The organism is Shewanella insulae, from assembly GCF_009831655.1.
GTDB lineage: Bacteria > Pseudomonadota > Gammaproteobacteria > Enterobacterales > Shewanellaceae > Shewanella > Shewanella insulae.
Window position 1 is genome coordinate 570,567 of record NZ_WRPA01000001.1, and the last position, 12,236, is coordinate 582,802.

Here is a 12,236-nt window from a genome sequence, read left to right on the forward strand (position 1 = left end):
GCTAACAACTCATCGAAGCGCTCTCTCCTGCTGGCATAGGTTTAGAGCGCTAAAATAGAAAGGTTAGTTTCAGTGATTAAGAACTCAGCATGCAGCGCTTATAACTAGCGCTAAATAATCAGAGACAGGGACAGATGTCGCGACGCTTTTTTACCTCCCGCAGCACCAAATGGATAGCAGGCGCCATGGCGCTGTCCCTGCTGCTATTGCTGCTGCTCTTCGTGCTAGTGGCCAGTCAGCTGGAATACCTGGTTAAACGCCTCGCCAATCCCTATCTGGCCGGTGCCGGCATCCGCATAGAAGCACTTCGCCTTAGCACCAACGACCTCATGCATCTCAAGCTGCCCATGGTGCTGCTTAAGGTCGATAATAACCAGGTGAGACTCGAAGATCTTCGGCTTACCCTAGCCAAAGACTGGCTATCGACACCTATTGGTCTGGCGCAGATAGACTCCCTCTCTGTGCGCCGCGCCGAGGTGTCACTGAGCCAAGACTACTTCAACCATTTAGGTCGCGAGCAAGCATCCGGTCCCAGCGGCGCCCTGAACCTGAGCGCACTGCCGCAAATCGCCCTCGGTGAAGTCAATTTCAACCTGCTAGGCAAACAAGCTAGCTCATCAAAGAAGCAACCGCTGGGCCTCAAGCTGGATTACCTTAACCTGGATGATCGCGGGCAGCTCACCGGCTCGCTCAGCTTCTATCTGGCTCCCCTGCTGAGTCTGTCTGCGACTCTCGAGAAGACCCGCTGGCAACTCTCGAGCAGGCTTGAATTTGAGTCCCTTGGCCGCCTAATCGGTGAGCTTAGCATGCTCACATCTCACGCCTCCCAAGACACATCGAATACTGAATCGTCGCCCAAGCCACAGGCATCTGACGCTTCAGAGCTGTCAGCCATGGCCCTTTCGAAGGCGCCTGCTTTAGTCACGGCCCTGCATGATGTCAACGAGCGTTTAACTCAAGACTTTTCCCTAAGCGGCAGTCTCAACTCCCGTGGTGAGCTGGATCTTTTCAAGGGCGAACTTCACTCCAGCCATGAGTTTGATGGGCTCAAGGTTAAGCTGAAACAACTGGGCGGCCAGTCACTCTCGCCAGAGATAGCCATCGCCTTGACAGGCCAGACGCAAACAAAACAAGAGCGCCCCAATCAAGCTCAGTCCGGTCATTCTAAATCTAGCCAAAGCATGATGCTTGGGCTGAACGGCCCACTTAACGATCTGCATCTCACACTATCGCCGACCTTGGTCACCACCAGCATGTCGCTCAAGCAGCTTGGACAGTTGGCAGGCAAGTCTGAGTCCATCGGTGCCCTGCTAGCGGCGCTTGAGGCCCAGTCTAAAAATAAGCAAGAACTAGGCAAGCAAGCGCCGAATAAGGAAACGAAAGAACAAATCGCCAAACTTTCCCTGGAACTTGGCCAAGCATCGAGTGGTGAAGATGCGCTAGATCTTGCCCTCAAAGATTTAAGCCTAGAGCTAGATGCTATTACCGCCAAGCTCGAAGCCCAAGACCTAGCCCTCACGGCCAGGCTCGAAAAGTCTGTGCTCACAAAGCACAAGCGAGAAGAGACAGAGCCAGCCGAAGAACTAGATGCTAAGCCTTCGCCTGTCTGGCAGCTCGCTGGCAACTGGCAGTTTGATGCAGCGCTTAAAAAGCCACTATGCCTAATCCTGCCCCCCTATCCACAAAAGATTGTCGGCTGCGAAACAGTGGCGGATGATGATACTGAATCAGGTAATGAAACAAACAGAGACAATCGCCTCAATCTTGCCAAAGCGAACCTAAATCTCGAAGGCGAGCTCGATATCAGGCATGCGGAAGCATCGACAAATGATTCGCAAAGAAATAGCACTCTCAATCTCACTCTGGCGGGCGAGCTGAACCTGACTCGGCCCGAATTTAGCCACCAGGGCCTTAGGGTGGGCGCGCACAAAATCACCACGGAGATCCCGGCGCCAATCAACCTCAGCCTCAAAACCGGGCCAGAGCTAGTGTTAAACCTTGACTGGCAAGGGCTAAATGTCGCCATCGACGGGCATCATCTGAGCTGGCCTGCAATGCAGGAGATGGCCAACAAGGAACTAAAAGCGCAGCAAAGACAAGCCAAGGCGCGGCTTACCAGCGAGCAGACCCGCACCACTCTTGGCGCAGGTCATTTTTTCCTAACTCGAGGCGAGCCGATACAGGCCGAGCTAGAAAGCGTTAAGAGCGTCACTCACTCCCCGCACCTGACACTAGCAGATGCCAAGGTTTCTGATACAAGTAACACTCAGCTACAAAGCGAACTATTAGCAGAGGAACTGATGCTTGAAGCGGCGCAGCCACTGCGCCTTAATGGGCAAGCACTGGTGATCCCGCCCCTTGGGTTAAAGGTTATTTCGCTAGATGCCAGCAAGCAGAGAGCCGTTAAGGCAAAGGCCCAAGCCCAAACAAATCAGGTGCAGGCCAATGCTCAGGTTACAGAACAGGCTCAAGTAAAAGAACAGGCTCAAGTTAAAGCACAGGCTCAAGTTAAAGCACAGGCTCAAGGCCAACTTAAAACTACTCGAGTCAATCTAGATGAATTGAGTCTTGCCACCCAGACCATAGCGCTAACGCCAAGCACCACAAAGGCAGACACAGATGCGGAAAATACTGCTACAACACTATCACTGTCACCAGAAGCCCTGTTAGCCTCCCCCTGGCAGAGCGAGGTCGACTACCGGCTGACCAATCTCAAGGTGAGCGAGGAGAGTGTTCGCCTCAATAAATTGCGCCGCAAGACGCTGATTAAGCTGCCCAGCGCCGGCCTGAGCCAGTCGCTGCATTGGCAAGGTTCCCAACAAACCGCAGGCGGCTCAGGCACTCAGTCTGCAGCAACTTATGAATCTGAGCCTGGCTCTGAGTCATCAAAAAATTTGATCCAGGCTGAGCACTATGGCTTGAAAAAGGATTCATCGCCAGGCTATCAGCTCGCAACCGAAGAGCGTTGGAGTCTAGACGGCCTGCCGTTTTACAGCGAGCATCATCTTGTGCTGACTCATTCGCTTAAGCCTAGTCTGCTTACCGGTGAATTCACGCTAGAAAGCGATGCCAACGAGTTGATGAAGCGCTTAACCCGAATACAGGGTGCAAGCCTGGAAAATCCGTTAATCGGCGATATCTATCTCACCAGCAAGCATCGCCTCAACTGGCAGCACGATAAGATTGACTTTGCCTTTGCCTTAACCCCAGAGGTCGAGCTCAGCGAGGGGAGCCTTAACGCCCTACCGTTCGAGCAGGCCGAGTTTAACGGTCAATGCCGGCTAGAAGGCAGCAAGGGCGATCAAGCCTTAACGGCAAGGCTTGCCTGTGAGCCTTTATTGCTCAATGTCGCCGCCTTCAACCCTGGCGTGCTGCTGACCGACATTAACGCCCAGGCCAAGCTCAAGTTGGCTCTCTCCCAGGGCACTAGCGATGAAAAACTAAATGGAAAAACAGATGCTGAACTCATACTGAGCGGCGCCGATGTGAAGCTCAATGCCCGGGCCGATACCTTAGGCGGCGAGATCTTACTACCCGTGTTTGATCTTAACCTAGATGCCCCCTCCTCCGCCTACCTGGTGCTACAGGGGCTGGATCTGCAGCAGCTACTGGCGGCGCAACCACAGACCGGCATCTATGCCGACGGTATCTTCGATGGCGTACTGCCGGTAAGACTGGAACATGGTCAGGTCAGCGTTACTGACGGCCGCCTGGCCGCCCGTGCGCCCGGCGGTCTCATCAAGGTAGATGATAATCCAGCGGTGCTACAGATGCGCCTATCACAACCCTATCTCGATTTTGCCTTCTCCGCCCTGGAAGAACTGCACTATACCCAGCTGTCGAGTAGCTTCGACATGGACCCCAAGGGCGACGCCCTGTTGAAGGTTCAGGTGAAGGGGCGGGCCAAAGATATTGAACGCCCTATCCATTTGAACTACGCTCAGGAAGAAAATATGTTGCAGTTACTCAAGAGTTTACAAATTGGTGATAGACTGCAGACTGAAATCGAACGGGCCATGGCCAACTAGTTCAGCGCCAAACGTTCAGCCTATGGTCATCTTAGGGATCTACACTAGGACCATAGCCAATATTTTTAACCAGATTAAGGAAGCACTGTGAAGAAATTGCTAACCTTGCCGACACTATCCCTGAGCCTGGTAGCCCTGCTGCTCATGGGCGGTTGCACGCCAACGGTCAAGATAGAGCCACCAGAGAAGCCAATCGTTATCAACCTTAACGTTAAGATTGAGCATGAGATCAAGATTAAGGTGGATAAGGAACTCGATGAGCTAATCAACAACGATGAACTCTTCTAATCAAGGTATATAAGGTGATCCCAATGAAAAGCAAAATACTCGTCCTCATGGCCGGACTTCTTCTCAGCCTCAATGCCTTCGCCATCTCCTTGCAAGACGCCAAGGCGCAAGGGTTAGTGGGCGAACAGACCAACGGCTATCTCGGTGTTGTCGTCAAGAGTGGCGAAGCCAGTGCCCTGGCTAAATCGGTCAACGCCAAGCGCAAGGCCCACTACGAAAAGATTGCCCGTAAGAACCAGATCAGCGTGAATGATGTGGCCAAGCTCGCCGCCGAGAAGGCGATAGCAGCCGCGGCCAAGGGCCATTACATTCAGACGCCCCAGGGTAAGTGGGTCAAGAAATAACAAGCCTAACCTAAAGCTGCGCAACAAATAAGCGACGCCCGAAGCGTCGCTTATTTGTCATCACAACTCTAATCCCTTTCGCCTGATAGGCTCCCTCCTAGGCGCGCTAAAGGTTCACATGGCCCGAGCGCTCTGGGGCTTTACCACTAAGAGATCACACTGGATCCTGTCGATCACCTGCTCCCCCACATGTCCACACATGTTGGAAAAGAGATTGCCATTGCCGGTATCGCCGACGATTACCAACTCAGAGTCCACCTCCTTGGCGATAGATTCTATGGCATCTTCCGGCAACGACTTGGCAAGATGAAGATGCTGCTTATTCACCGCCTCCCCCTGTGGCTGAAGATGATAGCGACTGGAATAATTAGACATCTGCTGTAGGTGGAAATGCTCATCGTTGGCGGGGGTCAACACCTGATGAAAGGAGATGCTGGGGGTATCGCCATAATAGCAGTCGATCAGGTGACAATCCCCCGCCAGCAGCTGGGAGAAATGCTCCGAGGTCTGTAGCACGGCATCGTTGAGCGCCTTATGGGTGACATCATCGGCGCAGGGCTCCACCAGGGAAAGAATATGTCCTCCTGGCTGCCACAGATGATCTTTGACCACCACCACTGGGCGTGAAGATTCACGGATCAGGCGAACATCCAGCGGCTTGATCGTCAGCCAGTTCCATAACTTATGACGAGAGGCGGCCAAGATCACCGCATCCACCTTAAAATCTTCGCAAAACTGCAACACATCGTCGCTGCTGTGACAGACGATAGAGGCCTGAGAAATTGCGAGCCCAGACTGGGCGGCCTGGTTAATGAAGCTATTGAGGCAACTGAGCTTAGCTTCTTTGGTTTGAGGTTGAGTCTGTCTCTGATTAGCCTCAGGCTCGAAGGTGTCCACCAGACGATTAACAAAATGGCTGTGCTCTAACATCATCACTATGATGGCCGCGTGGGTCTTACTGGCCAAATACACGGCGCGGGAAACGGCCTTTAAACTGAAATCGTGTTCGTCTACAACCACTAGTAGTCTTTGATAGCTGTCCATAACTTTGACCTCACCTAGAATTCGCTCCTAATTGTAGCTCAAGAGATAGTCCGCAAAATGGCGCAAGCCCTTTATTGGCGTGGGTTTACGGCAACCACATGATAATAGAAATGATTATTGTTAAGAACATTTTTAGCTAACCCAGCCCCAAAGGAAACCTTTAGCTATTAGCCCTATGTCGGCTCTATTTTTACCCATTAAAATCAGTAAATTGCTACTATTTCGGTATAAATTAAGCATAAAAAAGGCCACCCTATGGCGGCCTTTTCAATAGGCTAAGTACTAGAAGGTCAACTTCGCCTTACCCTTGAGGCCATCGTTGTCCTCAACGGTCAACTTCACCTTGCTGGCACGGCGCCCAAAGCTGATGGCCACAGGACCTGTCTGCTTGCTGCCGTTGTTAAATTTCCAAGACTGCGACACTATCTCACCATCTGTGTCATAGCTTAGCGAAACGAACAGATCCATAAACCAGAGATCCAGATGCTCGATAACGGCTACAGGCTTTTGCTGCTTCACCTGCACCTTAACCACCTGGGTCACGCTGTGGCTCAGACCATCGTTATCGGTAACCGTCAGGGTCACAGGATATTCACCTGCCTTGGCGTAACGATAGCTTAGCTGCTCGCCGCTGGCGGTCTCTCCGTTACCAAGATCCCATTGATAATCGACAATCTCGCCATCTTCATCCGTGGCGCTGCTCATCAGGCTCAGAGTACGGCCCTGCAGCTCATAGGTGTAGCTGGCAACCGGCGCTATGGTCTCACGCTCGAGCAGCAAGGAGATCACCACAGGATCATGATCCGAAGAGCGGTAGGCATCGCCGCTATAGAGCGACTCAAGCTGACCGGCAGACTTAAACTCTTCGTTATAGTCCAGCAATCTTGGCTCGTCGGTATTGATATGCCACTCGGTTACATCGACGACTTTGTCGGCCAACTGGGTATTGGCCAGTGCATGATCCAACTGACCCGTCTCACCGGAGTAGACATAGGAGTATGCACCCGACTTACCTAGATGCTCGAACAGCTCGAGGTAACCGGCGCCGCGCAGCGCATCGATCGGATCTTCCTTGGCATAGGCATTCATATCACCGATAACCAGAGTCGGCAGCTCACCATACTCGTTTGCTAACCAGGCCCCCAGGGCGGTAGCCGCACGGGTACGGGTCAGGTTACAGTTACCCTGGCCGTCATTGAGATCGGGATCCCCCAGGCTGACACAATCGCTGCCCTTAGACTTAAGATGGTTCACCGCCACCACGAGTTGCTGCGCCTCACCCTGAACCTCGAAGGCCTGGGTCAGACTCGGACGGTTCTTGCCATCGTTAAACAGCACCTCACCCAGCTCATCCAGTGGCGAGTTGGCGCTAGACAGCACCTTGGCCGCGCCCACAGGGGTAACACGATCGCTGCGGTACAGCATACCCACGGTAATGGCGTCTGTGCCTATGGTTGGCGTTGGTGCCGAAATATACTGGTACCTTGCCTCACCCAATGCCTGGTTCAGACCGCTCACCAGGTCATTGATAGCTGATTCACTACCAAAGCCGTCATTCTCTATCTCCATCAGGCCGAAGATATCGGCATCTATGCTCACCATGGCGCTGATGATCTTGGCGCGCTGACGGGCAAATTCACTTGGCGTATCGGCGCCGCGAGCGGTTGGGAAGCCGCCGCCCAAGCCATCGCCATTGAAGTAGTTCAGCACGTTGAAGCTGGCGACCTTGAGGTTACCGCCGGCGGCCAGGGCTGGCTCGCTGCTTCTTGGGTTGGTGGCCACAAAGTTAACGGTATCGATAGGCATCAGACGATACTTGCCAAATCCATAGTGCATCACGGCGTTAAGTTCTGTAATAGTGTCGCCCACGCGCACAGTATTGTCGGCGCTTAGGCCGGGTGCTGGGTAACGCACAGGATCTGGGTTTTGCGAGGTTAATCCATCGTCGAGCACCACTGAGTCTAAGGCGTTAGCCTGACTTACCGCCAGCGCCTCACTGCCAGGCTCAGCCACCTGAGTCCCAATGAAGTGGCGTTTGCTGCCGAGCAGGATCTCACCGTAGCGACCAAGGTTATAGACCTCGTTCACGACCAGGTTCTGGGTAAAGTGTACACGCATGCCTTCGACCGCTTCCAGATCGCCGCTCTGGGCAAGGGGAAGGCTCACCTCGGCAGCGCTCGGCAGCGCCTGGGCGCTGTCACACAAGGCGTGTTCGCTGACATTAGTCAGCTCGGTCAGGCCGTTATACTCCTTCACCGTGGCGGTCAGACGCACACGATCGCCAGCTTGATAATCCAGCGAGCCGCCGGTATAGACGAAGACACCCTCAGAGGTATTGAGGTCGGCATCAATCTCGGCATCGGCCATCTGCAGGAACAGCCCCTTAAGGCCGGGTTCCTGGTTGATGGTCACGATAGCCTCTACCGTCACGCTCTGGCCATTGAGCGGGCTGGTATCGCCGCTGCCCTGCAGTTCTGAGATCTTGGTGGCCGGATCATGACAAACCAGGCTAACCGGAGGCTCGGTTGGATCTGTCGGGTCGGTCGGTTCCTGATCGGCAAACTGCCCGAGATCGCTAAAATCATCCTGAGCATGGCCTGTCCAGGTGGCCAGGGTCACGGCATCATCGAGCTGAGTATCGGCGATCAGTTGGTTAGGATCCCGGCGCAGGGTGTTATTCTGCGTCGACAGATCGCCGCTTCCCCACTGTGAACCCGGGTCTGTACCCAGCTGACCTAGGCTATCGATCACCTCGCCCTGCTTGCGCAGCACTAAGGTATCGTCACCGTTGAAGAAGCTGGCTGTGCTTAGCTGATTAGCGACCGCCAGGATCTCCCCGCCGGCATCGTTGTCGGCCAGTACATAGGTCTTGCCGGCGGCCAGGCTACCCGCGAGGGCGATGGTAGAGCCGGCACTGGTGCTGCCGTTAAAATAGAACTCGAGTTGATACTGACTTAAATTGATGGCGGCGCCGGTGGGATTGTAGAATTCGACTGCCTTATTGTTGCTGCTGCCTTCTACATACTCTGAGATGATCAGATCGTCTGCGGCCTGGGCAAAGGCGGAGACACCACCTATCGCCAAGGCAAGCGCGCTTGCTTTGGTAAACATATTAACCCCTAAAATTATCCATTAACCTAGTGTTTAACTAGTGCTTGTTTTGACAGTATCCGAGTCTTATCGCTCAAATTACTGCGGTGCTGATCCTGCGACCAGCGCACACTATAAATCAGCTTAGTGACAAAGAGGTTACAAATTTTACATAAAGTTAAAACCAAGAGTGTTCAGCAGAATTGACAGCTAAGGCGTGGTTTTGCAGCACAATCCTCTTTGGAGAACCGCGCAAAGAAGCCATTCGAAGATTGCCTGCGAAGCCGAGTAAATCGAGAGAGACCTGATAGGGAGAAAAGGTAAGGGATAAATACTAAAGCCAGGCCTGGGCGCATTGTCCAGACCCGACTTCAAAACAATCCGATACTTTGGGATTACTTAGTTGTCCTGCCAGATCATCACCTTGGCCTGCTCGCCACCCTTACGGGTCGCACGGTACATGCCTTCGGTATTAAATGGCGTGGCGATGTTGCCGCGCTGATCTAAGGCTATCACCCCGCCGGTACCACCCGCAGTGATCAGGCGCTGATTGATCACCTCATCCGCCGCCTGCAGAATCGATTTTTGCTGATACTTCACCTTGGCGCAGATATCCCCCGCCACGTGGTAGCGAATAAAATACTCGCCATGGCCTGTGGCGGACACGGCGCACACCTGATTTTCCGCATAGGTGCCAGCGCCTATCACAGGCGAATCACCGATGCGACCGAAACGCTTGACCGTCATGCCGCCGGTTGAGGTACCTGCCGCCAGGTTGCCCTGCTTATCCAGCGCCACGGCGCCAACCGTGCCAAACTTATAATCCAGATCCAGATAGTTGACCGAGGCCTGATAGTCGGGCTTACCCGCCTCCTTGCTCTCGGCCGCCTTCAGCTTGGCCTTAGCGTCGATGAGCTGCTGGTAACGGCTGTCGGTATCAAAATAGGTCACAGGAACCAGGCTAAAGTCCTGACTCAGGGCAAATTCTTCAGCCCCCTGGCCCGAGAGCATCACGTGGGGAGACTTATCCATCACGGCGCGCGCCAGGTTGATGGGGTTCTTGATGTGTTTCACCCCGGCCACGGCGCCAGCATTAAGGGTACGACCGTCCATGATGGAGGCGTCCATCTCATGGGTGCCATCATAGGTATAAACCGCACCTTTACCGGCATTGAACAGCGGGCTGTCTTCGAGAATATTGATGGCAGTGGTCACCGCCGTCAGGCTATCGCCCCCCTTCTCCAGCACCTTGTATCCGGCGTCCACCGCTTCTTTCAACTTATCACGGTAGGCTTGTTGCTGCGCCTCGGTCAGTTTGGCCTTAGAGATGGTGCCGGCACCGCCATGAATGGCGATGGAGAATGGCTGGGTCTCGGCCAAGGCGCTAGTGCTGATCAACAGGCCCATCAGGCCGGCGAGTAGGGAGGGGGTAATAGAGCTTCTCACGGTAGGTTTCCTCATTATTGTTTGCCTTCTTTGTACCGATTTTCATCATTAATTACAATCTCCATCTTGCTTGGCCTCTATAATCTGCGACAATAAACAGCAACAAACTTTTCAACTAGATAGAGCCATTTTCTTGCGGATTTTTGCGACCTTATCCCGGCTGTCGATACTCGCCCTACTCTACTTAAGCATGGGCTCGCTTCCTGTCTGGGCAAACGACTGGTTAAAGGTCGAGATCCAGGGCGCCGACGGCGCGCTTAAACGCAACATCACGGCTCACCTAGGTAGCCTGCCTGGCTCAGAGGTGCAACGCCGCGCCTTTATCTTCAACGCCGAGGAGAACATAGCAACGGCGCTGCACTCCCTTGGCTATTACAAGGGCAAGGTAGACCAACAGCTGGAGAGTCCTGAATCCGGTCCCTGGAGGCTGCGCTTAACTATCACCCCGGGTGAACCCACAGTGATCCAGTGGATCGATATTCGGCTGTCGGGCGAGATCCTCGATGATGAGGTGATTAATAGCTGGCTCAGACAGCTCAAGCTAAAGCCGGGTGACATTCTCAATCATGGCGAATATGAGACGATCAAGTCCCAACTACTCACCTATGCCCTGGCCAGGGGCTATTTCGAAGGGAAATACCTAACCAATCAGATAGTGGTCAATCGGGATCTCGACAGCGCGCAGATCAGCCTGCATTACGACTCGGGTCCCCGCTACCGCATCGGCGAGGTCAGCTTTAACGGCCACGACCTGCTACCAGGCTTTCTCGACCGTCTGATCCCCTTCGAGCCGCAATCCCATTACAGCACGGGTAAGTTGGGTGCCCTCAACCGTGAACTGGTCGATACCGGCTACTTCACTAACATCAAGGTGCTGCCTCAACTGGACAGGATGCAGGATGACAGGGTCCCCATACGGGTGGAGGTCACACCTAGGCCCAGCCACTCCATCGAGCTGGGTCTGGGCGCCGACATAGGCAACTCCACAGACAATACCATAGAGCCCAGAGTCAGGGTGACCTGGCGTACGCCGCAGATCAACCGCCATGGCCACTCCCAGGAGACCAGCATCGAATGGTCACCGGACAGGCCCAAGTTTCTGACCACCTACACCATCCCCCTGACGCACCCGCTGGACGATCAGCTCAAGGTGCGTCTCGGTCTGTTGAGGGACAAATATGGCGTCACCCAAGTTTACGATGCCGATAAGCGCGACTTTCGCAATACCGGCGAGCTGGAATCGGTCAAGAGACTTATTGGAGTCGTCAGGCAGAAACGTCTGAACAATCAATGGCTCTTTACCTATTCATTGGATGCCATTAACGAAAAGTATACTCAGTCGGATATCGATTATAATCCCGACGTTTTGCTGCTCGGCACCAGCCTGTCTAAGACCACCAGGGGCGACAAGAGCCTGGATCCTAAATCAGGCTTCTTTCAATACTACAGCCTGGAGCATGCCGACCCTACTCTGGGCTCAGACCTGCGTCTGACTCGGTTACAGGCCAAGTTTAAGTGGATAGACACCTTCTTCGACAAACACAGATTCGTCTCCCGCCTGGATCTGGGCGCCAATCTGGTGAGCGATGAAGAACTGCCCTTCGTGCCTCCCTCGCTGCGCTACTTTGCCGGGGGCGATCAGAGCATACGTGGTTATAGCTATCAGGAGCTGGGCCCCTACATCGAATACACCAATAGCCAAGATCAGCTGGCACGCATGGTGGTGGGTGGCCGCTACCTTTTGGTCGGTAGCCTGGAATATCAATACTATCTCACCCCAACCTGGCGGGTGGCCACCTTCGTCGATGCAGGTAATGCCTTCGACATCCAGCAGTTCGAGCCCATAGTCTCTGTGGGTGGTGGTGTCCACTGGATCTCCCCTATCGGCCCAATCAAGCTCGACCTAGGTGTGGGCCTTAAGGAGACTGAAACCGTGGACCGTAGCTGGCGAATCCATTTCACCATGGGGGCCGAGCTATGATAGAGGACTCCAAGG

Annotated in this window: 7 protein-coding genes; 4 read left to right on the forward strand and 3 right to left on the reverse strand. The window is 53.9% G+C overall.

Annotated elements, in window-relative coordinates:
• Positions 1-134 precede the first annotated feature (134 nt).
• The 3 genes from GNT65_RS02495 (at position 135) to GNT65_RS02505 (ending at position 4,660) form a co-directional block, all read left to right on the forward strand.
• On the forward strand, positions 135-4,028 hold the full coding sequence (locus GNT65_RS02495; RefSeq protein ID WP_160793522.1) for an intermembrane phospholipid transport YdbH family protein: 3,894 nt from the start codon (positions 135-137) through the stop codon (positions 4,026-4,028).
• Positions 4,029-4,172: 144 nt separating this feature from the next.
• Entirely contained in the window at positions 4,173-4,316 is a 144-nt protein-coding gene (locus tag GNT65_RS02500) for a YnbE family lipoprotein (RefSeq protein ID WP_160290154.1), read from the forward strand.
• A gap of 23 nt (positions 4,317-4,339) precedes the next feature.
• Positions 4,340-4,660, forward strand: coding sequence for a YdbL family probable chaperone protein (locus GNT65_RS02505; RefSeq protein WP_160793524.1), 321 nt, complete (start codon positions 4,340-4,342; stop codon positions 4,658-4,660).
• 114 nt (positions 4,661-4,774) lie between these two features.
• Here the strand turns inward: GNT65_RS02505 and GNT65_RS02510 are convergent, their stop codons facing one another.
• From GNT65_RS02510 to GNT65_RS02520, 3 genes are all read right to left on the reverse strand, one after another.
• The gene (locus GNT65_RS02510) at positions 4,775-5,704 is read right to left on the reverse strand and encodes a universal stress protein (RefSeq protein WP_160793525.1); all 930 of its coding nucleotides are present in this window, start codon (positions 5,702-5,704) and stop codon (positions 4,775-4,777) included.
• Between the two features lie 282 nt (positions 5,705-5,986).
• On the reverse strand, positions 5,987-8,815 hold the full coding sequence (locus GNT65_RS02515; RefSeq protein WP_160793526.1) for an ExeM/NucH family extracellular endonuclease: 2,829 nt from the start codon (positions 8,813-8,815) through the stop codon (positions 5,987-5,989).
• Between the two features lie 378 nt (positions 8,816-9,193).
• Complete coding sequence (locus GNT65_RS02520) at positions 9,194-10,201, reverse strand: isoaspartyl peptidase/L-asparaginase family protein (protein WP_181006136.1); 1,008 nt, start codon at positions 10,199-10,201, stop codon at positions 9,194-9,196.
• Positions 10,202-10,430: 229 nt separating this feature from the next.
• On the opposite strand from GNT65_RS02520, the gene GNT65_RS02525 reads away from it, so the two are divergent.
• Entirely contained in the window at positions 10,431-12,221 is a 1,791-nt protein-coding gene (locus GNT65_RS02525; protein WP_244952078.1) for an autotransporter assembly complex protein TamA, read from the forward strand.
• Positions 12,222-12,236: the final 15 nt, after the last annotated feature.

What these genes read in the sequence shown, in the direction of transcription:
- GNT65_RS02515 (WP_160793526.1), bottom strand. Translation starts at nt 8,815, where the DNA reads ATGTTTACCAAAGCAAGCGCGCTTGCCTTGGCGATAGGTGGTGTCTCC.
- GNT65_RS02500 (WP_160290154.1), top strand. Translation starts at nt 4,173, where the DNA reads ATGGGCGGTTGCACGCCAACGGTCAAGATAGAGCCACCAGAGAAGCCA.
- GNT65_RS02505 (WP_160793524.1), top strand. Translation starts at nt 4,340, where the DNA reads ATGAAAAGCAAAATACTCGTCCTCATGGCCGGACTTCTTCTCAGCCTC.
- GNT65_RS02495 (WP_160793522.1), top strand. Translation starts at nt 135, where the DNA reads ATGTCGCGACGCTTTTTTACCTCCCGCAGCACCAAATGGATAGCAGGC.
- GNT65_RS02525 (WP_244952078.1), top strand. Translation starts at nt 10,431, where the DNA reads ATGGGCTCGCTTCCTGTCTGGGCAAACGACTGGTTAAAGGTCGAGATC.
- GNT65_RS02520 (WP_181006136.1), bottom strand. Translation starts at nt 10,201, where the DNA reads ATGGGCCTGTTGATCAGCACTAGCGCCTTGGCCGAGACCCAGCCATTC.
- GNT65_RS02510 (WP_160793525.1), bottom strand. Translation starts at nt 5,704, where the DNA reads ATGGACAGCTATCAAAGACTACTAGTGGTTGTAGACGAACACGATTTC.